The organism is Halorubrum trapanicum (assembly GCF_002355655.1).
Lineage (GTDB): Archaea > Halobacteriota > Halobacteria > Halobacteriales > Haloferacaceae > Halorubrum > Halorubrum trapanicum_A.
Genome location: NZ_AP017569.1, coordinates 2,202,020 through 2,227,718, shown reverse-complemented (window position 1 = coordinate 2,227,718; position 25,699 = coordinate 2,202,020). Strand labels below are relative to the sequence as shown.

At 67.7% G+C, this 25,699-nt stretch carries 24 protein-coding genes; 19 read left to right on the top strand and 5 right to left on the bottom strand.

Features of this window, described 5'->3' with window-relative positions; translation table 11 throughout:
• The first annotated feature begins 13 nt into the window (after nucleotides 1–13).
• The 7 genes from CPZ01_RS10860 to CPZ01_RS10830 all read left to right on the top strand — a co-directional run bounded on the left by CPZ01_RS10860 (nucleotide 14) and on the right by CPZ01_RS10830 (nucleotide 6,699).
• Nucleotides 14–1,096: a beta-ribofuranosylaminobenzene 5'-phosphate synthase family protein gene (locus CPZ01_RS10860; RefSeq protein WP_096394973.1), complete on the top strand. Its 1,083-nt coding sequence runs from the start codon at nucleotides 14–16 to the stop codon at nucleotides 1,094–1,096.
• Nucleotides 1,097–1,099: 3 nt separating this feature from the next.
• The gene (locus CPZ01_RS10855) at nucleotides 1,100–1,936 is read left to right on the top strand and encodes an RAD55 family ATPase (RefSeq protein ID WP_096394972.1); all 837 of its coding nucleotides are present in this window, start codon (nucleotides 1,100–1,102) and stop codon (nucleotides 1,934–1,936) included.
• A gap of 146 nt (nucleotides 1,937–2,082) precedes the next feature.
• Complete coding sequence (locus tag CPZ01_RS10850; protein ID WP_096394971.1) at nucleotides 2,083–3,093, top strand: hypothetical protein; 1,011 nt, start codon at nucleotides 2,083–2,085, stop codon at nucleotides 3,091–3,093.
• Nucleotides 3,090–3,770: a hypothetical protein gene (locus CPZ01_RS10845; RefSeq protein ID WP_096394970.1), complete on the top strand. Its 681-nt coding sequence runs from the start codon at nucleotides 3,090–3,092 to the stop codon at nucleotides 3,768–3,770. The genes CPZ01_RS10850 and CPZ01_RS10845 overlap by 4 nt, the downstream gene beginning before the upstream one ends.
• An 88-nt stretch (nucleotides 3,771–3,858) precedes the next feature.
• On the top strand, nucleotides 3,859–4,968 hold the full coding sequence (locus CPZ01_RS10840; RefSeq protein ID WP_096394969.1) for a putative sulfate/molybdate transporter: 1,110 nt from the start codon (nucleotides 3,859–3,861) through the stop codon (nucleotides 4,966–4,968).
• 167 nt (nucleotides 4,969–5,135) lie between these two features.
• Nucleotides 5,136–6,128, top strand: coding sequence for a PKD domain-containing protein (locus tag CPZ01_RS10835; protein WP_157745962.1), 993 nt, complete (start codon nucleotides 5,136–5,138; stop codon nucleotides 6,126–6,128).
• A 34-nt stretch (nucleotides 6,129–6,162) separates the two neighbouring features.
• Nucleotides 6,163–6,699, top strand: coding sequence for a hypothetical protein (locus CPZ01_RS10830; protein WP_096394967.1), 537 nt, complete (start codon nucleotides 6,163–6,165; stop codon nucleotides 6,697–6,699).
• A gap of 36 nt (nucleotides 6,700–6,735) precedes the next feature.
• Here CPZ01_RS10830 and CPZ01_RS10825 read toward each other — a convergent pair whose 3' ends face one another.
• Nucleotides 6,736–7,863 carry a vWA domain-containing protein gene (locus tag CPZ01_RS10825; RefSeq protein WP_096394966.1) on the bottom strand — a complete coding sequence of 376 codons (1,128 nt, stop codon included), beginning with the start codon at nucleotides 7,861–7,863 and terminating at the stop codon, nucleotides 6,736–6,738.
• A gap of 90 nt (nucleotides 7,864–7,953) precedes the next feature.
• On the opposite strand from CPZ01_RS10825, the gene CPZ01_RS10820 reads away from it, so the two are divergent.
• The 11 genes from CPZ01_RS10820 (at nucleotide 7,954) to CPZ01_RS10770 (ending at nucleotide 21,170) form a co-directional block, all read left to right on the top strand.
• Nucleotides 7,954–8,907: a J domain-containing protein gene (locus tag CPZ01_RS10820; protein WP_096394963.1), complete on the top strand. Its 954-nt coding sequence runs from the start codon at nucleotides 7,954–7,956 to the stop codon at nucleotides 8,905–8,907.
• An 89-nt stretch (nucleotides 8,908–8,996) separates the two neighbouring features.
• Nucleotides 8,997–10,820 (top strand): hypothetical protein, encoded by a 1,824-nt coding sequence (locus CPZ01_RS10815; RefSeq protein ID WP_096394962.1) that lies wholly within the window; start codon nucleotides 8,997–8,999, stop codon nucleotides 10,818–10,820.
• A gap of 78 nt (nucleotides 10,821–10,898) precedes the next feature.
• Nucleotides 10,899–12,404: an Hsp70 family protein gene (locus CPZ01_RS10810; protein WP_096394961.1), complete on the top strand. Its 1,506-nt coding sequence runs from the start codon at nucleotides 10,899–10,901 to the stop codon at nucleotides 12,402–12,404.
• Nucleotides 12,405–12,458: 54 nt separating this feature from the next.
• Nucleotides 12,459–14,639 (top strand): nucleotide exchange factor GrpE, encoded by a 2,181-nt coding sequence (gene grpE, locus CPZ01_RS10805; RefSeq protein WP_096394960.1) that lies wholly within the window; start codon nucleotides 12,459–12,461, stop codon nucleotides 14,637–14,639.
• Between the two features lie 300 nt (nucleotides 14,640–14,939).
• Complete coding sequence (locus CPZ01_RS10800; protein WP_096394959.1) at nucleotides 14,940–16,175, top strand: RNA-guided endonuclease InsQ/TnpB family protein; 1,236 nt, start codon at nucleotides 14,940–14,942, stop codon at nucleotides 16,173–16,175.
• 84 nt (nucleotides 16,176–16,259) lie between these two features.
• A complete protein-coding gene (locus CPZ01_RS10795) occupies nucleotides 16,260–16,811 on the top strand; it encodes a hypothetical protein (protein WP_096394958.1) in 552 nt (183 codons plus the stop codon).
• Complete coding sequence (locus CPZ01_RS10790) at nucleotides 16,808–17,773, top strand: hypothetical protein (RefSeq protein WP_096394957.1); 966 nt, start codon at nucleotides 16,808–16,810, stop codon at nucleotides 17,771–17,773. Before CPZ01_RS10795 ends, CPZ01_RS10790 begins: the two co-directional genes overlap by 4 nt.
• Nucleotides 17,774–17,779: 6 nt before the next feature.
• Entirely contained in the window at nucleotides 17,780–19,393 is a 1,614-nt protein-coding gene (locus CPZ01_RS10785) for an ICP22 family protein (RefSeq protein ID WP_096394956.1), read from the top strand.
• Between the two features lie 115 nt (nucleotides 19,394–19,508).
• The gene (locus CPZ01_RS10780; protein WP_096394938.1) at nucleotides 19,509–20,105 is read left to right on the top strand and encodes a hypothetical protein; all 597 of its coding nucleotides are present in this window, start codon (nucleotides 19,509–19,511) and stop codon (nucleotides 20,103–20,105) included.
• Nucleotides 20,106–20,190: 85 nt separating this feature from the next.
• The gene (locus CPZ01_RS10775; RefSeq protein ID WP_096394937.1) at nucleotides 20,191–20,478 is read left to right on the top strand and encodes a hypothetical protein; all 288 of its coding nucleotides are present in this window, start codon (nucleotides 20,191–20,193) and stop codon (nucleotides 20,476–20,478) included.
• Entirely contained in the window at nucleotides 20,475–21,170 is a 696-nt protein-coding gene (locus tag CPZ01_RS10770) for a hypothetical protein (protein ID WP_096394936.1), read from the top strand. The genes CPZ01_RS10775 and CPZ01_RS10770 overlap by 4 nt, the downstream gene beginning before the upstream one ends.
• A gap of 54 nt (nucleotides 21,171–21,224) precedes the next feature.
• On the opposite strand, the gene CPZ01_RS10765 is transcribed toward CPZ01_RS10770, so the two are convergent.
• Nucleotides 21,225–23,051 (bottom strand): PKD domain-containing protein, encoded by a 1,827-nt coding sequence (locus tag CPZ01_RS10765; protein WP_157745960.1) that lies wholly within the window; start codon nucleotides 23,049–23,051, stop codon nucleotides 21,225–21,227.
• Between the two features lie 189 nt (nucleotides 23,052–23,240).
• Between CPZ01_RS10765 and CPZ01_RS10760 the strand changes: the two genes are divergently transcribed.
• Entirely contained in the window at nucleotides 23,241–23,570 is a 330-nt protein-coding gene (locus tag CPZ01_RS10760) for a transcription factor S (protein ID WP_096394934.1), read from the top strand.
• Between the two features lie 15 nt (nucleotides 23,571–23,585).
• Here CPZ01_RS10760 and CPZ01_RS10755 read toward each other — a convergent pair whose 3' ends face one another.
• The 3 genes from CPZ01_RS10755 to CPZ01_RS10745 form a co-directional block, all read right to left on the bottom strand.
• A complete protein-coding gene (locus CPZ01_RS10755) occupies nucleotides 23,586–24,248 on the bottom strand; it encodes an alpha/beta hydrolase (RefSeq protein WP_096394932.1) in 663 nt (220 codons plus the stop codon).
• A 29-nt stretch (nucleotides 24,249–24,277) separates the two neighbouring features.
• A complete protein-coding gene (locus CPZ01_RS10750; protein ID WP_096394930.1) occupies nucleotides 24,278–24,676 on the bottom strand; it encodes a DUF5778 family protein in 399 nt (132 codons plus the stop codon).
• Between the two features lie 75 nt (nucleotides 24,677–24,751).
• The gene (locus CPZ01_RS10745) at nucleotides 24,752–25,675 is read right to left on the bottom strand and encodes an HhH-GPD family protein (RefSeq protein WP_096394928.1); all 924 of its coding nucleotides are present in this window, start codon (nucleotides 25,673–25,675) and stop codon (nucleotides 24,752–24,754) included.
• Between the last annotated feature and the right edge of the window lie 24 nt (nucleotides 25,676–25,699).

Here is a 25,699-nt window from a genome sequence, read left to right as displayed (position 1 = left end):
AACCGCGGACGAGATGGCACGCGCGAGCGCCGGGGCCCGGCTCCACTTCGGCTTCTGTAACCTCAGCCTCTCCCACGAGCGGCTGTACGGCGCCCTCGGCGTCGGGCTCGCCGGTCCCCGCGTCGTCGTCGACGCGGAGCCGGCGCCCGCGGTGAGCGTGACCGTCGAGGAGAGGGCCGACGCCGGACCGAGGGGCTCCGAGCCGACGACCCGCGACGACGCCCGCGAGTACGCGACCGCGGCCGTCGACCTGCTCGGCGTCGACGGCGCCCGGGTCGCGGTCCGCGAGTCGCTCCCGCGGCACGCCGGGCTCGGCAGCGGGACGCGGCTGGCGGCGGCGACGCTCGCGGCGGTCGCGGCCGCCCACGGCGAGCCGGCGCGGATCCGTGAGCGCGCGCCGACCCTCGGTCGCGGCGGGCGCTCCGGCGTCGGCGTCGCGACGTTCGAAAGGGGCGGGTTCGTCCTCGACGCCGGCCACCCGACCGCGCGCTTCACGACGGACCGCCCCGCGGACGGCGAGTGGACGGTCCCGCCCGTGGCCGCGCGCCACCCCGTCCCCGACGACTGGCGGTTCCTGCTCGTCGAACCGGACGCGGACCTCGGCCGGAGCGGCGCGGCCGAGGACGACGCGATGCGGACCGCGGTCGAGCGCGCGGAGCCGGGGCTCGCCGACCGGATCGGCGGGATCGTCACCCGGCGCGTCCTCCCCGCGGTCGCGACCGGCGACGCGGAGGCGTTCGGCGCGGCCGTCGCCGAGATCGGTCGCCTCAACGGCGCGTGGTACGCCGACGAGCAGGGCGGCGTGTACCGTCCCCCGGTCGGCGAGATCGTCGACGCGCTCTCGGGCGCTACCGCGGTGTTCGGCGCCGGGCAGTCCTCGTGGGGGCCGACGGTCTACGGCGTCACCGACGCCGACCGCGCGGACGCGGCGCGCGAGGCCGGCGAGCGCGCGCTCGACGCGGCCGGCGTCGGCGGCGAGGTGTCGGTCGCCCGGGCGGCGAACGAGGGCGCGCGGATCGACGCGGGAGGCGGGACGGAACCGCCGGCGGACGACCCGGAGAGGGGTAACACTAAGCCCCGCGGCGACGGGGCGTAAGCCATGTCCAGTGTTCCGTTCGGGGTCGCGCGCCTCGACTCGATCCTCGGGGGCGGCGCGCCGGCCGGCAGCGTCGTGCTGCTCGCGGGCGAGGCGGGCGCCGGCGCCCGGGAGTTCTGTTACACCAGCGCGGCGATGAACGCCTTGGCGGGCGCCGACGAGGAGCTGTTCGACCTCTACTACGGCGACGTCGACGACGACGCCTCGCTGCCCGAGTCGGTCCACTACATCTCCTTCACCGCCGACACCGACGCGATCACCCGGGAGATGGGGTACACGATGGATTCGGAGATCGTCGACGCGGCGGTCGAGGAGATATCCTTCCGGGACCTCTCGCCGGAGTACTTCCAGCTGTCGCCCGTGCCGCGCGACTGGTACGAGACGGAGACCGCCTCGATCACCGAGCTCGGCGACCGCGGCGAGTACGAGGACGTGCTCACCGCGTTCGGCGACTACCTCTCGGAACACGGCGAGCGGAGCCTGGTCTGCATCGACTCCGTTACCGACCTCGTCTCGATGGTCTCCGACGACACCGACTGGAGCGACGTCGCCATGGTGATGAAGGGGCTGAAGAAGGCCGCCTACGAGTGGGACGCCCTGGTCCTCGTGTTGGTGAACACCGACGCGCTCCGCGACCGCGAGTTCGGCACGCTGATGGACGCCGCGGGCGGGACCCTCCAGTTCTCTTGGGAGAGCGGCGGCTCCCAGCGCGCCCGGACCATGTTCGTCCGCGAGTTCCGCGGCGTGCTCTCGCGGCTGGAGGCCGAGAACATCGTCCGCTTCGAGACCGAGATCCACGAGGGCGGGTTCGACATCAGCGACGTGCGGAAGATCCGGTAGCGGCCGCGCCCCGGTCCCTCGATTCCGCCCGCCGCCCGCCGCTCGCCGCTCCCGGTTCGGCGCCGCCGAGTATCGATCCGGAGAACGACGCGACAGGTTACTTAAGCCTCGCCCCGCAACCCCCGGTAGATGACGGAGGATCCGCGATGAGCGACCTCGACCCGGCGGCGGCCGCCCTCGACGCCGCGGCCGAGGACGCCGGCGTGAGCCGCGAGGAGCTCCTCAAGCGCGCGCTCGTCGCGCTCGCGGAGTCAGAGGGGATCGACGTCCCGGACGCCGAGGAGGTGGCGGCGATCGAGGCGCGCCTCGACGACCTCGACGAGGAGGTAGACGAGAAGGTCACGGACCTCCGCGAGCGGTTCGTCGACCTCTATCGGGAGGTGGAGTCGCTCGACGCCGAAGGGGGAGCCGCCGGCGATGGAGAGGACGCCGGCGACGGAGAGGCGGCGGCGCGTGTCGACGACCTCGCCGACGAACTGGAGGAGGTCGCCGCCCGGCTCGACCGCCTCGACGCGGCGGTCGCCGACGCGCCCTCCTCGGACCGAGTCGAGGACCTCGACTCCCGGATCGACGAGCGGTTGGACGCCCTCGACTCCCGGATCGACGAGTTGGACGCCGTCCGCGACCGCCTCGACGGCTTCGACGATCGACTCAAGGGGGTCGGCGAACGCGTGGACGAGGTCGACGGGCGGATCGACGGCGTCGACGACCGCCTCGACGACGTCGAGTCCGACCTCGCCGGGATCTCTGCGGACGACCTGACCGAAATCGACGACAAGCTCTCGCGGGTCGCGAACGCGGTCGTCAGGGTCAAACGCCGGCTCGACGCGGCCGAACGCGACCGCGCCGACCGCGAGCGTGTCGACGCGCTGACGCGAACGGCGAACCGGCACGGGGTGCGGACCGCCGACTGCGGCCACTGCGGCGGCGGCGTGGAGTTGGGGCTGCTGTCGGCGCCGGAGTGTCCCCACTGCGGGCGCCGGTTCGAGGACCTGGAGCCGAACACCGGCTTCCTCGGCACGTCGAAGCTCCTCGTCGCGGACCAGCCCGCCATCGACGGCGACGTCGCGGACGACGACCGCGACGAGATGAGCCGAACGACGGACCGAACGAGCACCGCCGCGAGCGACGGCGGGCCGGACGGAGACCGCCGATGAGCGAGGACGACCGGTCTGACGGCGACGAGGATCCGGAAGCGGACCCCTTCGGCGACGGGCTGTTCGGCGACGAACAGCGGGACGAGACCGACGACGGCCTCGACGAACTCGACGCGGACGAAGTCGACGACCCGTTCGCGGCGCTGGGAGAGGGAGTCGACGACCGCGGCGGGGCGTCGTCCTGGGCGGACCCGGAACCGGACGCGTCCGCAGAGCCCGAGTCGGGCGCGTCCGCGGACCCCGAACCCAGCGCCCCGGCGGACGACCCGTTCGCCGAGCTGGACGCCGACAGCGCGCCGGCCGACGAGGGCCCCTTCGAGTCGATGGGGAGCGGCGACGTCGGCGAGGAGGACGTGTGGGAGGCGCTCGACGAGGGAACCTCGATCGGCGCCGACGCGACCGAGTTCGATGACATCGCCGAGGGCAAGGGGGACGGCGACGCAGGGAAACCCGGATCCGGGATCGGGGGACCGACGCCGGGCCCGGGGACGACCGGTGACGAGCGCGTGGTCGACAAGCGGAGCTACTGCCAGCGCTGTCCGCACTTCGCGGCCCCGCCGGAGACGGCGTGTACCCACGAGGGGACCGAGATCGTCGAGTCGGTCGACTTCTCACGGTTCCGCGTCCGGAACTGCCCGATGGTCGACACGGAGGATCCGACCTTCGACGGCGAGTAACCGGAAGAAGTTTCGGTCGGTCGGTCGAGTGCCCGTCAGAGATTTCTGAACACGTTCAAGTTCGGCCGGCCGATACTGCGCGTATCACGTGACAGCGTCCGAATCGAAGGGGCGACGATCCGTCGAGTTCGGATCGGGGGCGGTCACCGGCGCGATAGGGGATTCGATTACAGTTATCCCGCTCGTCGTCGCGCTGGCGCTGCTGACGGACGTGTCGCTGCCGCACGCGCTCGTCGCGTTCGGCGCGTTCCAGGTCGTCTGGGGGGTCCGGTACGGCCTCCCGGTGTCCGTCGAGCCGATGAAGGCGCTGGCCGCGCTCGCCATCGCGGGCGCGCTCACCTACGCCGAGCTCGCGCTCGCGGGGGTGATCCTCGGCGTCGTCCTCCTCGCGATCGGACTGTCCGGGACGCTCGCGTACGTGGAGCGCTGGATCGGGGAGCCGGTGATCCGCGGCGTCCAGTTCGCGGTGGGGCTCGTCCTCTTGGAGACGGGGATCGAGCTCGCGGTCGACGACCCGCTCGTCGCGCTCGTCGGGGTCGCGGTCGCCGCCGCGCTCGCGCTCGCAGGTCACGGGAAGGCGAGCGCGCTGGCCGTCGCCCTCCTCGGCGTCGCGACCGCGCTCGTCGTCGCCGGCGTGCCGACCCCCCGCCTCCCCGGTGCGCCGCCGACGCCCGCGTTCGGGACGGCGCTCACGCGGGCCACCTTCGACGGCGTGGTCGCGCAGCTGGCCATGACCATCGGCAACGCCGCGCTGGCGACCTCCCTCCTCTTCTCGGACCTGCTCGACGCGGAGGTGAACCCCGACGAACTGTCGACGAGCATGGGGATCACGAACCTGATCGCGGTGCCGCTCGGCGGGATCCCCATGTGTCACGGCTGCGACGGGGTCGCCGGCAAGTACGCCTTCGGTGCGCGGACCGGCGGCGCGAACGTCGTCCTCGGCGCTGGCTACCTCGCCGCCGCCCTGTTCGCCACGCCCGCGCTGATCGCGGCGTTCCCGCTGGCGATGCTCGGCGCGCTGCTCGCCATCGTCGCCGTCTCGCTCGCGCGCAACGTCACCGACTCGGGGAACCGCGCGCTCTCGGTCGGCATCGGCCTCCTCGCGATCGCGACGAACCTCGGCGTCGCCTTCCTCGTCGGCATCGCGGTCCATCTCGCGTGGGAGCGGATCGGCGATGGCCATCGGATGCTGGACTGAGTCGCGCGCGAGACACCGGCGGACGACGCGGCTCGCGACCGCCGCTTCACCGACGACGGCCCGCGCTTTCGAGGGCATCGCCGCGGTCCACTAGCATTATAACGGCCGTCGCTGTTGTCTTTCAACAGGTATCGATGGGCGCGAGACGCAACCTTCGATCGCGGCCCGTGCTGTTGGTCGGACTGGCGGTGCTCGTCGTTCTCGCGGGGTGCGGTGGATCGCCGCCGGCCAGGGGACAGACGGTGACGGTCGCCGAGGGGGTCGACCGCGACTGCGACGGGTATCACCAGTCGATTCGGCTCGCGACGAACGTCCGGATCGGCGGGGACTCGCCGGCGGACGGCGACGCGTGGGTCGATCTCTCGTACCGAACCGACGGCGGCGAGTACACGACGATCCGGACGTACGAGGACCTCTCGGGATGGGCGTTCGAGGAGGAGATCGCGCTGTCCGCGTCGGACTTCGGCGGCGAGCGGACTACGGTGGAACTCCGCGCGACCGCGAAGCGGTCGACGTTCCTGGGCACGGAGACGGTCAGCGTCGGGACGAGCGAACCGATAAGCGTCGAGCCGCCGAGCGCCGACGAGTCGGAGCTCGAACCGTCGTTCACGCAGGAGCCCGCGGAGCCGAACCGAAGCGAGCCGCTGACGCTGACCGCGGGAACCGGCGAGGCCCAGTGCGCCATCGAGTCCTACGAGTGGGACATCGACGGCGACGGGACGTTCGATCGGACCGGACGTACGGTGACGGTCTCGTACGCGACGGACGGCCGCCGCGACGTGACGCTCAAGGTGACGGACGCGAGCGGCACGACCGAGGCGGTCACGCAGGAAGTGCTGGTCTTTCACGACCCCGACGACGACGGCATAACCACGGCCCGCGAGCGCCGACTGGGGACCGATCCCCGCGACCCGGACACCGACGGCGACCTGTTCGGCGACCGGATCGATCCGGCGCCGACGACGCTGTTCGTCCCCACGGGGCTCCTCCACGTCGTTCTGGCTGCGGCGCTGTATCTCGGCGCCGTGCCGTACCGGGGACGGGTTCAACGGTGGTTCGGCGTCAAGATCGATCGGCTTCGGACGCTCGGTGGGCGGGTCAGATCGCGGGTGACGGACCGACTCGGACGGGTGCGCCGGTGGATCGATCAGCTGTGGTGAACGTTTTTCTGCCGCTGTACCGACGTTCGGGTAAATGCACGTAAGCGAACTCAGCAACCTCGCGGTCGCGGCGGCGACGGGCGTGTTCGCCGGAGGACTCCTGGTCCTGCTGTTCCAGGAACTGCCGACGGTGCCGCTCTCCGGGTCGTACATCCAGCTCCAAGTGCTGCTCTTCTTCGCTTTCGTCGGACTGCTCGCCGCGTTAGCCGTCTACAGCGAGACGGCACAGGGGCGCCTCGTCGTCGCGTTCCTGCTCGCGTGGAGCGTCGCGAGCGTCGTCGGCGTCGTCGCCACGAGGTTCGCTCTCGGATCGGTGCTCCCGTTCACCGTCGCCGCCGTCGTCGCGGGCGGCGGCGGCGTGTTCGCGGGACGAGTCAACGCGTCCGCCCGGCGCGTGCTCTTTCACCTCGCGGCGCTGATCGCGACCGTGCTGTTCGTCTTCGGCGTCATTTTCGTCGGCGTTTCCGTCTACGCGTCGGGCAACCCCGTCCTCGTGGTCCCGTTCGTCGTGCTGGCTGTGGGGTATTTCGCGTCGCTCAGCGGCGTCAGAACGGAACTCGCGGCACTGTGAGAACTCCCTACGAATCGTTCTCGGACGGACGCCGGACTACTCTCGCGTGATCCCGGACGACTTCTCTTGGGCGCGCTGTTCGGCCGACATGGAGTCCTTGCGGTCCTCGTAGCGGGTGATTGCGTCCCGGTTCTCCAAGACGTCCTCGTTGACCTCGTCCTTGACGAGCGCGGCGGAGGCGAATCCGACCTCGATGGAGGCGGTTGCGGTGTCGCCGTCGACGTCGAGTTCGGCGTGGGCGACCGGGTTCGCCTCCGAGGGGACGTCGATGTCGAAGCTGAACTGCGGCGGGTCGTCGACGCTCAGGTCGGGGACGTCGACGACGAGCTCCCCGCCCCGCCGCTCGACGTTCGGGTCTTTAATTTTCGTCGGGAGCTCCTGCATCACGTTGTCGACGGACGCGCCGTTGTCCGGGCGGAGCGTGAGCGTCGGGTTCGTCGCGACGACGCTCCGGGCGTCGCGGATCTGGCCCTCGAAGAAGTCGCCGATACCCCGTCCCGAGCTCTTGTGTTCCATCGTCCCGCCGGCGGCGTCGCTGATCGCCTCGTTGACATCCGGATCGTAGCCGCTCCCGACGCCAGCGGTGTGAATCGTGATGCCCTCGTCGCTCAGGTCCGCCGCCGCGGCACCGTGTTTCTCGGCCGTCGACATTGTGAGCCCGTCGAGCGCGCGCTTGAACGCCGACTCGTTGGTCCGGTTCGGCTGGCCGTCGCTGATGAGCAGGATCCACTCGACCGCGTCGGTCGAGCCGCCGGAGAGGAACCCGCCGCCGCCGCGCATCTTATCGAGAAGCTGCCGCGACTTCTCGAGGCCGTCCATGATGTTGGTGTTGCCGTCGGCCTCAATACCGTCGACGGACGAACTCACGCGGCCGTACCGATTCCCCGCCACGGGATCCGCGACGATGGAAGCGTCGTCGTCGAACTCGACGACGCCGAACTGGTCGTCCGACGAGAGGTGTTCGACCGCCGACTCGACGCCCTGCTTTGCGGCCTCGATGTCGCCCCCGCGCATGGAGTAGCTCGAATCGACGCAGAAGACGACGTGGAGCGGCAGTTCGCCGCGACCTGTGTCGTCCGGGTGGATCTGGAGCTGACAAGCCGTCTCTCCGCCGTCTCTAGGGAGCTCCTCGCGGGAAAGGGTGTAGGACAGTCGGTGACTCATATCGAATTCGTCTGTCGTCGATTTCAATAGTTGTTTCCCCGAGGTGAAGCTGGGGAATTGTTAACTGCGGAGGAATATCAACCAACCCGTATGGATCCGGATCTCGACGCCGACGATCCGTACGACGTACTCGGGCTGTCGAAAGACGCGACCGATGATGAGGTGGATCAGCGCGCCCGCAGCCTCCTGGGCGATTACTCGGACGACCACGCGGCCCGAACGGCGATCAACGAGGCGTACGAGGACATACAGCAGCGGCCCAGTCCGCTTAAAGTGGGCGACACGACGGTCGTCCCGCTCGTCGTTTCCGCGACCCCTGACACGATTTCGGTCGGCGAGGAGGTGACGGTCCGGGTTACTGATCATACAGACGAGGGAGTTCCAGGCGTGATACTCCGGCGAGCCGAAGACGGCTACCGGATGGGGAAGACCGGTGACGACGGCACCGAAACCGTCCGATTCAACGACAGGGGGCTCTTCACACTGGTTGCGAGCAAGATACAGCACCCCGATCCCGATCACGAGTACAAAGACGGCGAGGTAGAAATCACCGTCAGAGCGCGTTCGGCATCCGGGGAGGACCAAGACGCGGACGACTCACACGACGTGGAGAGTTCAAGCGAAGCGACTGAGGACGAGGTGCGAAGGTTCGTCCGCGGCCTGTTGGACGAGTATCCGGACGAATACGCCGCTCGGGCGGCCATCAACGAGGCGTTCGAGGAGATCCAGAAACGCCCCAGCCCCGTCGAGGTTGGCGACACCACGGTCGTTCCGCTCCATATCTCCGTGACGCCGGATACGATTTCGGTCGGTGAAGAGGTGACTGTCCGGGTTACCGATCACGCGGGCGACGGCGTTCCCGGCGTGGGCCTACAGCGATCGGGAGACCGTCGGCGGGTCGGGAAGACCGGCGACGACGGTACCGATACCGTCCGATTCAACGAGGCGGGTACCCACACAATCCTCGCGAGCAAGACACGGCGTTCCGATTCCGACCACGAGTACAGAGACGACGAAGTCAAGGTCCGCGTCGAAGAGAGCTGACGGTCACTCCGACGCGGCGTCCCGGCGATCGCCTCAGTCAGTTGATCGGACCGAAAAGGTATTCCACCTCTCGCCGAACAGTCGTATCGATGGCCGGGGAGGACCTGAACGCCAACGACCCGTACGACGTGCTGGGGCTCTCGCGCAGCGCGACCGAAGACGAGGTGGAGAACCGCGCCCGCAGCCTTCTGGACAAGTACGACGGCGACCACGACGCTCGGGAGACGATCAACGAGGCGTTCGAGGAGATCCAGCAGCGTCCCAGTCCCGTCGAGGTCGGCGACACGACGGTCGTGCCGCTCCTCGTCTCCGCGACTCCGGACACGGTCTCGATCAGAGAGGAGGTGACCGTCCGGGTCACCGATCACACTGACGACGGCGTTGCCGGCGTGGGGTTACAGCGACCAGAGGAGGGCGATAAGCGGATCGGGAAGACCGACGACGACGGCACCGAAGTGCTTCAATTCAACTCCCCGGATACTGTCACAATCGTCGCGAGCAAGAACCAACATCCCGATCCCGACCACGAGTACAAAAACGGCGAGGTCGAGGTGGAGGTTGAACGCCAGAGCGGGTCGCTCTCCTTCGCCGCCTGTCCCGACGCAGTCGAGGTCGACGAGGAGTTCGCGGTCCGGGTCGTCGACTCCAACGGCAACCCGCAGGGGGACGTGACGGTCACGACCGACGCCGGGTCCTCGACGTCGACCGACGGGAACGGCGAGGCGACGCTGACGGCCGACCGCGTCGGCGGGCTCACCGTCGAGGCGTCCAAGCCGCCGACGTCGTCGAAGGAGTTCGCGGACGCCGAGGCGACCGTCTCGGTCAAACAGCGGCAGGTCGACCTGCGCTTCGACCAGTCGCCGACGCGGCTCTCCGTCGACGCGCGCGGGACGTTCAAGGTGATCGACGAGGATGGGTCGCCGGTTCGCGGAGTGACCGTCTCGGTCGGTTCGGCCGGCGGGACGACCGACAACGACGGCGAGGTAACGCTCTCGTTCGGCGACGTCACGCCCGGGACGCGAACTGTGACGGCCTCGAAGGGAGACACCGGAGGGCTCACCTTCACGGACGCCCGCACCGAGGTCGAGGTGACGAAGCGGACGAGCGATCTGGAGATCCGACCGCTCGACTCGCCGGTCGTCGGCGACTCAGTCCGTTTCGAGGTCACCGCGGACGGGGACGGCGTCCAGCACGCAACCGTCCGGTCATTCGACGGCGATGTCGCCGAGACGGACGGCGACGGCGTCGCGCGCCTGACGTTCGACTCCTTCGGGAAGACGACCGTCGTCGCCTCGAAATCTGACACCGAGCAGACGGTGTACGGACAGGGCTCGTGTTCCGTCGACGTCGAGCGGACCACGGAGCAGCTCCGGATCTCGGAGTACGACTCCACCGAGGACGGCCGCGACATCGAGGCGGGCGACGACGTCGTCGCGAAGGTGATTTCAGTCGGCGGCGGTCCGGTCGAGGGCGCGACCGTCGAGGCCGAGGACGGGACGTCGGCCGAGACGGACGACGACGGTCGGGCGACGGTGACGTTCACCGGCCAAGGGCGAAAACGGCTCACGGCGTCGAAGACGTCCGACGAACGCGCCAGCTACGAGAGCCACACGGAGCACGTGGACGTCAAACAGCGGACGAAGGAGCTGTTCTTAGAGAGCGTCAACGCCCCGCGATCGGTCTCCGCGGGCGACTCGGTCACGTTCCGCGTCGTCGACGAACTCGGCAACGAACTGGCCGACACGACCGTCTACGCGAAAGACGAACGCGACCAGCGCAAGGAGACGGACGGGAACGGCGAGGTCACCTTCGAGTTCGACGTCGACAGCCCCCAGTTCATCGAGGTGTACGCACGTCCCGACACCGACCAGTTCGACCGCTACGACAGCGAGACGATCCGGGTGACGCCGTAACGGGATTTCCGCCGGTATCAGATTCGGATCTGCCCACCTAAAGATTATTGTGGGTTGGCAGATATATCGGCTTGTCTCATGCAAATCGGAGTAGACCTCGGCACGACGAACAGCGTCGTCGCCAGACTCGACGAGAACGGCGATCCCGAGATTCTGGAGAACGAGCGCGGCGAGCGCAAGACGCCGTCGGTCGTTCAGTTCCCCGACGACGGGGGCGTCATCGTCGGCACGACCGCTAAACGCAACCAGATGGAGGTACCGGACCGAACCGTCCCGCGCGTCAAGCGACACATGGGTGACCAGGACTGGGCCGTCGATATCGACGGCGAGGAGTGGGGTCCCGAGGCGATATCGGCGGAGATTCTCAAGAAACTCGTCGCTGACGCCGAGGAGGCGACGGGCGAGGACGTCGAGGAGATGGTCGTCACCGTTCCAGCCTACTTTGGACCGAAAGAGCGGAACGCAACCCTCAACGCGGCCAAAATAGCGGAATTCGACAAAGAAGATATCGAACTTCTCAACGAGCCGACCAGCGCGTGTCTCCGCTACGGGATCGGCGACACGGGCGCTGGCACTGTCTTCGTCTACGACATGGGCGGTGGGACGTTCGACGCGACGCTGATGAACGTCACGCCGGACGGTGAGTTTGAGGTCGAGGGAGTCAAGGGCGGCCAGCGGCTCGGCGGTGAGGACTTCGACGACGAGCTGTACGACCACGTTCGGGGCGAGATGATCGATGCGGGGCACCCGGATCCGGAGGACAACAGCGCGATGAAGGCGGACGTCTACGAGAAGGTGACCGATCTGAAACACGATCTCTCGCAGACCGAGTCCGGATCTATCTCCCCCATGGTCGGCCCAGGTGATACGTTCAACATAGATCTCTCACGGGACGAGTTTGACGAAATAACCGAACACCTCGTCGATGAGACGTTCGACTACGTCGACGCGCTGTTCGACCACGAGAAGGTCGACGCCACGAAAGAGGACGTTGACGAACTGCTGCTCGTCGGCGGGTCGACTCGGATCCCCAAGGTCCAGGAGCGCGTGGAGGACTACTTCGGGATGGAGGCGTCGAAGGGAGTCGATCAGGACTACGTCGTCGCGGAGGGGGCTGCCATTCAGACCGAACTTGAACCGCAGGGGGGCGGTGGTGGAAGTATTGTGCTTCCGAGAGATATCGGGCTGAAAACGGTCGATCCCGACAACGACAAGGAGACGTTCGAAATGATCCTGTCGGAGCAGACCCCGGTCAAGGCCTCCGAGTCGAAGCGCGGGTTCCGCAAGATCGACAAGCAGTCACCGAAGATCACCATCGAGATCCTGGAGGGCGGCAAGGCGCTCGCAGAAGAGAACGACAAGCTCGGGGAGTTCGAACTGAAGAACCTCGACGAGGGGTCCGACCCCGAGTTCGAAGTGACGTTCACCGTCGACGAAGAGGGGAAACTCCACGCCGAGGCGACGAACCTCGACACCGGTCGGAAGGCTGAAACGACGCTGGAGATCGGTCTCACCGAGAAGGAGATTGAAGGCCATATCCAGCGGAGCGAGGAGACGCACGACGATTCGGTCACGAGAGACTGACGGTCGGGATTCACCGACTGCGCGGGGACCGTTTCCCGCACGCAACCGGTTTCCATGACAGATACGAACTCCACTCCCATCGGACTCGGGATCGACTTTCGAGCGACGGGTATCGCCGGCGCGCTCAGCGACGGGCGGGAAGCAGAGCTGCTCGCGGGACCGACCGGCGAGCCGCGCTCGCCCCCGGAGCTACACGCGACCGAGGACGGCGTCCGGGCCCGCCCGCCAAGCCTCGAGCCGGAGCCGAACCGGCGGATACCCGTCCTCCCGCAGTACGGAGACGGGCGACCGGAGTACCTCTCGGGAGACACCGCTCGGTTCGAACTCGAGGTGGAATCGCTGTTCGCCGACCTGATCGACGGGTGGCGAGAGAGCGCGCCGTCGGCGCTTGAAACCGAAGGCCTGAACGGGGAACTGCCCCCGGACGCCGTGGTCTCGGTTCCCGGGGTCTACGACGCCGAGGACCGCGCCACCGTCTCCCGTGCGCTCGAAGCGGCCGGGATCGATGTCGGCGCCGTCGTCAGAGCCCCGGTGGCCGTCGCCGCCGCCGAGTTCCCCGCCATCTCGGAGCCGCAGCTGTTGGTCGTCGTCGACATCGGCTCCCACTGGTTCGACGCGGCGCTGGTCCGCGTCGACCCCGACGAGGCGACCTACCGCGTGGTGTCGCGGGTCAGCGAGGCGGGCATCGGCCGCGACGCGATGGAGGAGTCGCTCGCGGAGTGGGCCATCGAGCGGACCGCCCGCGAGGAGAACCGCCGCGTGACCTACGACGAGAACTCGATCGAACACCTCCGCGCAGCGACCGGCGACGCCCTTGAGGCTGTCACGAACGACACCGACGGCTCGATCGCCGCCGACGAGGTGCCCGGCCTGACGGCCGACGACGGGCGCACGTTGGGCGTCGACGTCGACGTGGACATGTCCGACGCGTACGAGGCGATCGAGCCCGTCGAGAAGGCGGTCATCGCGCGGCTCCGGGACCTCTTCGACACCGCCGACGTCGGCCGGTCGGACGTGGACAGAGTGTTGGTCGCCGGGCCGGGAGTCGACCCGATCCCGGTGTCGAACGCCGTTTCCGGCTTCCTCGACCGACCGCTGAGCGAGCCTCGACTCGGCGGGCGGGAAACGGCCCCGGTTCGGGGGGCGGCGCTGCTCGCCAACCAGCTTCGGAAGACCGGCGAGTCGCCGGTTCGATCGGACACCCTCGACAGGGACGTCGGCGTGCTCGTCCCGACCGGGGAGGGCACGACCTTCGAGACGGTCGTACCGGGATCCGTCCCCGTCGGTAGTTCCCGGGAGGTGACCCTCAAGACGACGCGGGACGACCAGACGCGAGGCAGCGTGACGGTGGCGAGCAGACACCGGGGTTCCGGCGAAGTCACGGCGGAGGGGTCGTACGAGATAGCCGGCATCCCGCCGCGGCAGGCCGGCGAGGGGCGCGTCACGCTGTCCGTGACGGCTCGCTCCGACGAGGAGGGCGGCATCGAGGTAACCCCGTCGATCCAGTCCGACGGCGACGCGACCCCCTCTCTCGACTCACCGACGGAAACGGGGCCGCGGCTCACGCGCCTCGAAGCAGACCCGTCGGAGATCGAGACGTCCGCCGCGGACGACGCGACGCTCGCGACTCGCGCGGAGACCGACGGCGACCCCATCGAGGACCTCTCGCCGCGGTCGATTCTGGGGCGGATCATGAGCGTCCGGTACAATCTCTGGCACACGGCTCAGGCGGACGCCACCCTCGACCCATCCGACGTGGAGAACCTCCTCAAGGAGTTCACCGGCGGTATGCGCCGACTCGGCGTCGAACCGATAGCACCCGAACCCGGCGACGAGAAGGACCTCGGGGAACACACAGTCTGGGATACTCATCCCTCCGAACAGCCCGACGGAACGGTGTTGGAACTCCGCAAGCCGGGATACCGCATCGGCGACTTCGTCGAACAGACGGCCGACGTCATCGTCAGCAAGGGCGAACCGGAGACGACAGACGAGCAGTCCGCAGAGGACATCGAAGCGACCGCCGACGAATCCGAAACGAGTACCGCCGAGCGCGAGGGGGAAACCACCGAAGATGCCGAATCGACCGACGACGAACCGCCGGAGTCCACGGCCGAATCGGGATCGACCGAGGGGCGTCCACGCGGTGAGTCGTCGACCGAACGGACCTCGGCGGACGAGGCCCGGACCGAAGGGGACACTCCCGATTCGAGAGCGCGCGACGAAGACCGCTGACGCCGCCGCCGAGCCGGCCGCTGACCTGAATTGAGGCGCTAAGGCCCCTTCCTCAACGAACGAGCGAAGAGAGTGAGTAGGGAGGGATACAGCACCGCACGGTTCTCAAACACGTTCGACGCTCGGCCCACAGACCCACGCAATCGAAACAACCATACGCATAGATACGCATAATACGTATGTAGTGAGGCGGAAGAACATCACCATCCGCGAAGACCAAGCCGAGTGGGTCGAGGAGAACCATCTTAACCTCTCGTCGTTCGTTCGCGGACAACTTGACGAACTCATCGAAGAACGCTCGTGAACTACAACTACAGGTATCGACTCCGACCGTCCGACGCTCTCGAAGAACAGTTAGCGTGGACTGTCGATACCTGTAGACAGGTCTACAACCACTTTCTCCACCGACTCAACCGCACCGACGACACCTCGGCGTACTCTGAGCAGAAGCTCCTGCCGAGTCTCAAGAAGTGGTGGAGCGACCTGAAAAGCGTTCACTCGAAGGTACTACAGAAGGTCGTACAACGGCTGTACGATAACCTCTCGACACTACGAGAGCGCAAAGAGAAGGGCTACCGCGTCGGGACGCTCAAGTGGAAGGCACCGGGCGAGTACCGCAGTTTCACCTACAGTCAATCCGGCTTCAAGCTCAAGAACACGGGCGGTCGGACGCGACTGTGGCTCTCAAAACTCGGAGAAATCCCCCTCACCTTCCACCGCGACCTCCCCGACGACGCTGACATTAAGACCGTCACGGTCAAGCAAGAACCTACCGGGAAGTGGTACGCCATTCTCGGCATCGAGACGCCCGACGACCCGCCGGAGAAGCCGGAGAATCCCGAGAACTGCGTCGGTATCGACGTGGGGATTCTCAAGTACGCTCACGACACCGACGGAACCGCCGTCGAATCCCTCGACCTGTCCAACGAACGCGAACGTTTGGAACGCGCACAGCGCGACCTCTCGCGGAAACAGCACGGGTCGGACAATTGGGAGAAACAGCGTCGGGTTGTGGCAGAACGCCACGCCGAGTTGAAGAACAAGCGCCGCGACTTCCTTCACAAGCTCTCGAACTACTACGCTCGGGAGTACGACTTGGTGGCCGTCGAGGACTTGGACGCGAAGGGGTTGGTCGAACTACCGGGCAACTCGCGGAACCGGGCAGGTGCGGCGTGGGGGACGTTCCTGCGGATGCTCAAATACAAGTGCGAACGCGAAGGAACGCACTTCGTTGCTGTGAATCCGCGCGGAACGACGAAAGAGTGTGCGTCCTGCGGCGTTTCGACCGAGAAACCGTTGTGGGTGCGCGAACACTCCTGCCCGGCGTGTGGGTTCGAGGCCGACAGAGACGCGAATGCGGCGTGGAATATTCTTTCTCGCGGTGTGAAGAAGCGGTTAGGAGCGGGACGCTCCGAATCAACGCCTGTGGAGACTGCGCTCCCTGTGTCCTCGGTTGTGGATGCAAAGCGCGTCGTGGAAACAGGAAGCCCCACCCTCAAGCGCGAGGGCGTCAGCCCGACCGGTAGGGTGGGGTAGTTCACTGTGGAGAGTGTGTCTCTCGAAGTCGCCGACCGAGAGACTTGGCAAAGCAATTATGTTCGGAGGTTACGACGGAACTGTATGAACAAAGACGAGTTGATCAACGTGGGACTCATCGTCGTCTTCGGCGCCCTCATCGGTGTGAGTACGACGATGTACCGCGGTATGCTTCCCACGATCTTCTCCGCCGATCTCATCGAGTTACACTACTCCATCGCGCACGTGCTCATCGGGACGATGCCTGTCCTCTTTCTCCAGGCTGACACCCCACAGGGACGCGCGACGGCGATATTCTTCTTCCTCGCCGTCTCCATCACCGTGGCGGTCTCGCCGGTTCGGATCCTCCTCAACGGGATGATCGGCGCGACCGTCCTGTTCGGGAGCGTCGCGTACTTCCGATTCTTCACGGGAAAGAGTACCCACTTCCTCGGAGCCGTCGCGTTCCTCATCGCCGAGATGTACGCCTACACCGTCTGGATAATGGGCCGAGCGTACCTGGAGACCGACGACCTCCTATTTATATTGCCGCCCGTGTTCACGACGGTCATGGTCGGGCTTCTCCTGAACGCCCTCCGCACGGAGTACCGGAAAGCGACGTCGGGTAGCGCGGGCTCACAGGGGTGGGGACTGTGAGCGAAAACCCCGACGAAGTGATGTTGATGGCGGGGCAACGCGGCGGGAAGTCGACCTTCCTCGGCGCCATGGCGATCAAAATAAAACAGTCGAAACGGTCGAGCGCCGTCGGATCGAGTTCTTGGCGAGACGTGATCAGCAACGCCGTCTCGACGGACGACCTCGTCGGGAACTACAGCGTGACGTACGGCGACCGGGGACTGTTCGAAGACGAGGTGGTCGAACGCATGCGGAGCTCCTACCGATACCCCGAACAGACCAACCGCCGCGACACCTACATCGTCGAGTTCAACCTCAACGCCGACCAGTCGATGGCGAAGACGATCACCGTCGCGGCGATGGACATTCCCGGAGAGGCACAGGAGGCCGCGGTACAGCGGCTTCGAAACGGGAACTACGACGAAGACGAGGTTCGTGAGAAATACCAGTCGACCGGAACCAAGCCGCAGCGCGGGGCCATCAGAGAGCGGATAAACGACGACACGAAGGCGATAAAAAACGAGGAGTGGGAGTGGGCGTACCTCTACCACTACCTCCGGAGCGACCGGGTGATATTCCTCTATAACCTCTACAAGAAGATGTTCCGCGACGACATCGACGGCATCATCGACGCCGAGCTGTTGCGGCTGGCCGACGCCGACGACAAGACGGGGCTGCTGCTGTTCACCGCGACGGATATGCTGGATTACGACCCCACCGACTACAAGATCAGTCTCCTCGGACGGGGGAGCGTCAACACGCGGTACTTCGACGACGACCTGGTCAAGGAGATCGATCGACAGGTCCCGGGGAACAAAGGCGACGACGTCCTCGAACTCGTCAGCGAGGCGCGAGACAAGAGCATGGACCTGTTCGGCGTCTCCGTTCCGGAGGGGAACCGTGACGAGATCGAACACTCACAGGGGAAAGTCGTCCTCAAGGGGTTCGAAAACGTCGGCCGCTGGCTCAAAAACACCACGTAACGACCCATGTATCAGGACATCGAGTTCCGCCACGGACTGTACGACTTTCAGGGGCATCACGCCGGGACGAAGCTCGGACGAAACGAAGCCGCAGAACAGGCGATCGTCGACCTCGTCGACGGCGCAGACATGGCGCTGTATCGGAGCGAAGGGTACTTTTTCGACGCCCTCGACGACCGGACCTTCGTCTTCGGTCGCCTCGTCGAGTGGGACTCCGTCAGGTCGGGAGAGTGCTTCTTCGACCTGTACGCGACGCCGCTCGATAACCTCCGCGACGTCGCGGTCAAGGATCTGGTCAACGAGTTGTTCGAGCGGAGCCAGCAGATCACGGAGAAACAGCAGTCCATTGAATCGACCGTCACCGTCTCGGTCCGGGCCGACAACGGCGGCCCGGGAGCCACCGCCGGCAGCCCGGGAGCGGATCCGCACGCGGAATCCGGGAGGAACCGGGCGGGGACGCCCGGATCGGACCGTGACCGGCCCGGCGAATCGACTCCGGGCGCGGACGCGACCGACCGCGCCGGCGAGGGAGGCCCCGACGACGCGGTCCCGAACCGTGCGGCGGAGGAACGCGGGCGGGGAGACGACGGTGCCCCGGAATCTCCTTCCGCCGACGCGGCCGCGGACTCCGTCGAGGCCGACGAGACCGGCGACAGCGGGAGTCCGGGCGAGAGTCCGAACGCGCCGCCAGCGGAGCGGACCGACGCGATCTCCGACGCCGACGCCGAGTTCGTCGCGCAGTTCTGGGAACGGTATCGTCGCGGGACTGACCCGCTCAGAGTATCGATCGATGGCGTCGACAGGATGGCGCGACTGGTCAGCGGGACCCTCTCGAACGTGCGGTTCGTCTCGCGAGTGGACGACCAGGGCGACCCCTATCACTTCGACGTCGTCGGGGGCGAATCGGGGGAGCCGTACGACGTCTCGGAGCTCGTCGAGACCGTCCGAGCGGCCGCGGCGGACGGGTCGCTGACGTGGGGAGACCTCCCGACATACGAGGAGGAGCTACGCGAGTTGGTCGAGCGACACCGCAAACGCCTCCTCCCGGCGTTCGAGGCGGCCGCGGACAGAGACGAGTTCGAGACGTCGCTGGACGCCTTCCGCGGCCGCTTCGACGAGGATCACGCGAGCGGCATCGACCGGCCGCAACTCGAGTTCTACCACGACCTGTGGAGTGCGTTCGTCGAGGACTACTGGACGACCATCGCCACGTTCGAAGCCGTCGTGGGAGAGCGCGCCGCCGAGACGCTCGTCGACGCCGCCAACCCGGACGCCAGCCTCGCCGACGAAGAGGAGGCCGAGAGTGATCGCCTGATCGATAGGGTGAGCGGGCTCGTAACCGGCGGAGACGAACGGGGTGCCGAGCCCGGGGCGGCCCGGAACGTCGACGCGGCTCACGTCGACGACGAAGAGGTCAGGACGGTTATGCGTCGACTGAGCGAGGTCGCCTTCGAGGAGGCGTGCGAACGGCTCGACGGACCCGTCAGCGACGAACTCCGCGAGCGGCTCCGGCAGCGAGCGGAGCGGATCTCCGTGGAGACCGTCCGGCGACTGGACGAGATCCGCGGCTCGCGCGCCTATCGCGAGACCTACCGCGACAGAACGGACTCCGGGGAGTGACGCCGCGAAATCCCTCGTCCTCCTCGGATTCTCTACGCTGACCCGCCTCTCGCTCGCCGACCCGACGTCCGGGGCGGAGTAACTTCTAAATGCGATTGTACAGATGGGCTACACGATGGGACTCATCGACACGGCCGCGGACATCGTCGAGGAGATCAGCGACGAGGGGACCGGGCAGACGGACGCGGGCGACGCCTCCTCGGGCGTCGTCCGCGCCTCGGCGCGGTGTATGTACTCGGAAGACCCGTTTACGATCCGATTCGAGCGGCGGGGCAACGCGTGGGCGGCCACGAGCACGTCGATACCGACGGCCGGCGGCGACGGAGGCGGCGGGTCGTCCGGCACCGCACAGGTGTCCGGTCCGTTCGAGTTCCCGCCGGAATACGAGGGGTGCCCGCACTGCTCGAACACCGGCCTGTTCGTCTGTGCGGACTGCGACAACATCGCCTGTTGGGACGGGAACACGAACCCAGTCGTCTGCCCGTGGTGTTCCGCCGAGAACCCCATCGAGGGCGACATCGAGAACATCGAGGCGACGGAAGCGGCCTCGAACGACCGTTCGACCACCGAAACGACCGACAGCGGCGTGACCTCCGGAACGACTGACTCCGAAGCGACCGACTCCGGAACGACCGACAGCGGCGTGACTTCCAGAACGACTGACTCTGGAACGACCGACAGCGGATCGACGTCGATCCGGCGCGAGGATTAGATGTTCATCTCTCGACACGCGACGGAGGTGACCGACGACGACGCTACGGCGAACGCGCTCGCTGCCGGTTCCGAACCGCACGACCATGACTGAGGCGCTGTTCGACGGGAGCAGCGCCACCCTTCTCCGATACGGCGTCTTCTGCCTGTTCGTCGGCGTCGGGATCGTGTTCAGCGACCGGCTCTCTCGGTCCGTCGGGCTGAGCGCGCGTGCCAGTGCGCTCGTCGTCCTCGCTCTGGGCGCGATGGTCTGGTACGGCTGGTCGAGCGCGTACCTCCGCTGGACCCGGCTGTTCGGGACGGCCCTCGCCGTATTGCTCCCGCTGGCCGTCTGCTTCAACCTCTTCCGCGAAATCGTGTGGGACGCACCGTGATCGGGCTCGTACTCGACTGGTTTCTGGCACCCGAGCCCGGCGTGTTCCCGGTCCGATTGATGGTGATCGGACTCGGCGTCCTCCTCGCCGGCGGCGTCGCGAGAGCGCTCCGGCAGGTAACGAGCAGGCGAGCGTTGTTGGTCGGCGGAACGCTCCTCAGTGCGGGTTACTGGTTCACCTCGATCGCCGTACTCAGGGGGTCTTACGACCTCTACGCCGCGTACCTCTACCTACTCTTCCACGCCACGGAGGGCGCGGCGGCCGCTCACTTCTACCGGAAAGTCGTCCACGCGTTCCAGCAGCGCTCGCTGCCGGGTGGCGGCCAGGTACGGACGCGCGTGCTACATCTCGCAGCGATGTTCTCCGTCGTTCTCTCCGGTGCCGGTCTCTTCGCCTATCGCTCCGGAGTACGCTCCGTCACGGGACAGGCGGTGTCGATCGGGCTGACGTACACTATCGTCGCGGTCGGCGTGACGTCGCTCGGAGTCTGGTGGCGCGTCCGACCGCTCAGCAACGACTACCGGATACCGACGCTCCTCGGATTCGCCGCGTGTGTCACCGGCGCGGAACTGTACGGCTACGCGACCCCGAGCCTCGACGTCATCGTCGCCCTCGCCGGTGCCGCGGCCCACGTGTCCGGCTTCTGGATCGCGGTGGGCGTCTGGGTCCTTCGCGGTCGCTTGCTCCCCTGAGACGTCGCGCGGGGCTCACGGGCGGAGTGCGGTCGGTGTTCGTCTCCGCCCGCCTCACCGGAATCGGATCGCACCGACGTACAACGCCGCGGTGGCGAGGAGCTGTATCAGACCGAGCGGGAACCAGACCAGCGACGGGAACGGGTCGATCCGGTCGGCGAACAGGTCGTCGTCCGTGTCCGCATCGCGCGGACTGCTGCCCCGTTCGAGTTCCTCTCCGTCGAGGACGCCGTCGTCGTCCATGTCGGCGTCGAGCGGATCGAGGTCTCGCCGAACCTCGCGCCCGTCTTCGATCCGGTCGTCGTCCGTGTCGGCGGCCCTCGGGTCCGTTCCGAGTTCGATTTCGCGGGCGTCGTCGAGCCCGTCGCCGTCCGTATCCGCCGCCGCCGGGTCGGTTCCGAGTTCGACCTCGCGCGCGTCATCGAGCCCGTCGCCGTCCGTGTCCGCCGCGGTCGGGTCGGAACCTAGTTCGACTTCCCGCGCGTCGTCGAGCCCGTCGCCGTCCGTGTCCGCCGCGGTCGGGTCGGAACCTAGTTCGACCTCCCGTCTGTCACCGAGCCCGTCGCCGTCCGTATCGGCCGCCGTCGGGTCCGTTCCAAGTTCGACCTCGCGTGCGTCGTCGAGCCCGTCGCCGTCCGTGTCCGCCGCCGCCGGATCCGTCCCGATCTCGGCCTCGCGAGCGTCGTCGAGTCCGTCGCCGTCCGTGTCCGCCACGGTCGGGTCGGCTCCCAGCTCGACCTCTCGCCCATCGCTGAGTCCGTCATCGTCCGTATCCGCTGCCGTCGGGTCGGCCCCCAGCTCGACCTCGCGGCCGTCGTGGAGCCCGTCACCATCCGTGTCCGCGGCCGTCGGATCCGTTCCGAGTTCCCGTTCCCGCTCGTCGACGAGCCCGTCACCGTCCGAGTCGGCCCGCACGGCGAACGTCCTCGTGACGGTCGCGTCAGCCCCCCTCTCGTCGACGGCGGTGAGCGAGACGGTGAACCGGCCGCTATCGGTCGGAATCGTCTCGACCGTCCGGCCGCTCGCGTCGACGGTCCGGTTCGAGCCGAAGCGCCACTCGAACGACTCGATCCGCCCGTCCGGGTCGCGCCCCGACGCGACGAACTGAACCGACCGCCCCTGTTGGATGCGGTCGCTCGACGCCGTGAAGTTCGCGACCGGAGGGATGTTGACGTACACGAGTTCGGACACGCTGTCGGAGAGCCCGTACCTGTCGGTCACCCTGAGCGTGACGTTCCGGTGACGGCCACCCTCCGAGAATGAGGTCGTCACGCGCTCTCCGGTCGCGTCGGTCGCGCCGTCCCCGTCGAGGTCCCAGGCGTAGTCCAAGTTCACGCTCTCGCCGGACGAGTTCGACGCGTCGAACCGGACCGTGTCGCCCGGCTCCGGCGTCGTCGGCGTGTTCGTGAACGTCGCCGTCGGCGCGTCGCCGACGTAGAGGCTGTCCAAGGACCTGTCGCGGCCGTCGATCGTGAGTCGAACCTCCACTTCGCCGGTGCCGTCGATGCCGATCGAACTGTAGGAGACGACGGTGTCGCCGGGCTCGATGGTGGACGATACCGTGTACTGGTCCGACGGGGTCGAGACGTGCCACCGTATCGTGTGACTCTCGCTGACGTTCGTGAGAACGAGGTACGGGTGGAACGGCGAGTCCGCGTCGAACGCGTCCCCGCGGCCGAGACACTTGGCGTTTCCGTCTCCGTCCGTGTCCCGGACCTCGTCGCAGTAGGCGATCGTCTCGATGCCGTACTCGGGGAGCGGCGCCGGGTCGGTCTGTGGAGAGTCGCCGGAACCGATGACGCCCGTCGGACGGTGTTCGGAAGCGGGCGCCACGCCACCGGCCGACGGGACGAGGCCCGCGGTCCCGGCGAGGACGACCACGAGAGAGACGAAGACCAGACGAGTCCGAGCGCGCGACCACACAATACGGTGATCAACCGTACCACATCACTTGACAGTTTCGCGATTCGAGGCCACGGAGCGTCCGGCGGAGAGCTGCCGAGGCCGAGGGACCGCTCCGCGACCGCACCCACCGGACCTAAACCGCTCGATCCCCTGTCTCCCACGTATATGCAGTTCTGTGACGACTGCGGCTCGATGATGGTCTCTCGCGACGGGGAGATGGTGTGTCAGAACGACGACTGCGGCGGCACCGCCGAGCGCGACGAGACGCTCGCCGCCGAGTTCGAATCGACGACCGAACAGACCGGTGAGGAGGTGATCGAGACGGAGGAGGGCGCGAACTTCGAGGGGAAGCCGACCGCGACCGACGTCGTCTGCGACGAGTGCGGCCACGGCGAGGCGTGGTACACGATCAAACAGACCGGCGCCGCCGACGAGCCCCCGACGCGCTTTTTTAAATGTAAGGAGTGCGGCCGCCGCTGGCGCGGGTACAACTGAGCCGTTACTCGCCGCTCAGTCCGGCCCCGAGGAACGCTGCCGAATCCTCGTCCCGAGAAACGCCGCGGCCGCTTCGCCTACCTCCCCGCTCCGCCCGACGAAGAAGTGGTCGGACTCGAACGCGACCGTCTCGACCCCCAGTTCCGCCGCCCGCTCGACCACGGGCTCCCAGTCGGCGGTCGAGTCCCGCGTCGCGTACAGGATCCGAACCGGAGTGCCGCGCTCGACCACCTCGTCGAGCGCCGCGACCGCGTCGACGTCGGCGTTCAGTCGCGCGGTCGGGGCGAGCGCACAGACGCCCGCCAGTTCGGGCCGCGACGCGGCCGCGACGAGCGCGACCGTCCCGCCGAACGAGAAGCCGAACAGCCCGACGCGGTCGTAGCGGTCGAGGGCCCAGCCGACCGCCCGGTCCGCGTCGGTGGTCTCGCCGTACCCCTCGTCCCAGTCGCCGTAGTCGAACCGGAGGCAGTCGATTCCGCGGTCGGTCAGGGCCTCAGAGACGGCGACCAGTCGCTCGTCGCCGCGGTGACCGCGCTGCTGGGGGTGCGGCGGACAGGCGACGACGACCGCGTCGCTCCGAGGGTGGTCCGACGAGCCCTCGGCAGCCCCGTCGCTCGCGGCGGTGTCGAGGGTGGCGCGCACGTCGCGGCCGCCGGGGATCAGGACGGTGTCGCTCACGGGACGGTGACCCTCCTCGTCGCTCCCGCTCAGGGCACCTGCGTCACGCGGTCGACGTCGTCGAGGTCCGCGAGGTCGGCCGCGAGCGCCTCCTGGTCGACGTCGGCCTCGTAGTAGAACACGATGTCGAAGGCGCCGTCGCGGAGCAGCTGCTGGCACTCCCAGACGAACTCCTCGCCGTCGAGCGTGAGTCCCTGAAACTGGTTCGACGAGAAGTTCGTGTCGTCGTTCCCGGCCTCGATGTAGGTCTCGCCCTTGTCGGCGTGGTCGGCGATGACCTCGTTGGCGGCGACCGTCAGCTCGTGCATCTCCAGGTCCTGCTGGCCGTCGAGGTCCGTGTGGACGATACAGCCGAGCAGCTCGATGTCGCCCGGCTCCAGTAAGGCCTTCGTGCGGGTGTACAGGTCCGAGTCGACGGTCTCGCTCATGCGTCTCCCTTCCGGCTCCCGTAATAAACGGGTGACGGTTCCGGGGGCGCCGCTCGCAACCGGCGACAGGGGGTCTCAGCGGCGGAGCGACACGACTACGCCGTCGTCGGCCGTCTCGGTTTCCACCAGCCCGTCGTCCGCCAGGTCGTCGACGAGCCCGCGGAGCCACTCGCGGCCGTGTTCGCCGTCCGGCGCGTAGTCGACGCGGATCCGGTGGCCGAGCGCGTCCAGCTCCATCTCGTCGTGTTCGCCGAGGAGCCGGACGATCCGCCCGCGGAACTGCCGCCGGCTCCCCTCGAAGCTCGGCTGTTCGGGCACGTCGGGCGCGGTGAAGTCGCCCGTCTGGTAGGCGTGGCACCACTCGCGCCACGGGCAGCCGGCCTCGTCGCAGCGGGGGCTCTTCCCGCAGGCGACGCCGCCGAGCTCCATGATCGCGTTGTTCCACACCCGGGACTCGCCCGCCGGCATGAGCCTGGAGGCGACTCGTCCGAACACGTCGTCGTCGTCCGGGACGTCGAACGCGCGGTACAGCACCCGCTTCACGTTGGTGTCGACGACGGCGTCGCCGTTGTCGAACGCGAACGACGCCACCGCGTTGGCGGTGTACGGCCCGACGCCCATCAGTTCGCTGAGACCGTCCGGGTCCTCCGGAAACGCCCCGTCGTAGTCGTCTTCGACCTGGCCGGCCGCCTCGTGGAGGTACTTCGCGCGGTTGTTGTACCCCAGCGAGTGGTCCGACCAGAAGGCGACCACGTCGGCGCGGTCGGCCGCGGCGAGGGCGGCGGTCGTCGGCCACTCGTCGAGGAAGTCCTCCCACGCGGGCACGACGCGGTCGAGCTGGGTCTGCTGGCTCATCACCTCGCTGACGAGGACCTCGTAGGGGTCCTCCGTGCGGCGCCACGGGAACTCGCGGTGGTCCGCCTCGTACCAGTCCACGAGCGCGTCGCGGACCGCGTCGAGGTCGGCCGGGAGCTCGGGGGCGCCCTCCGCGTCGGTCATGCGGATCGCTCCGGCCGGCGGCGG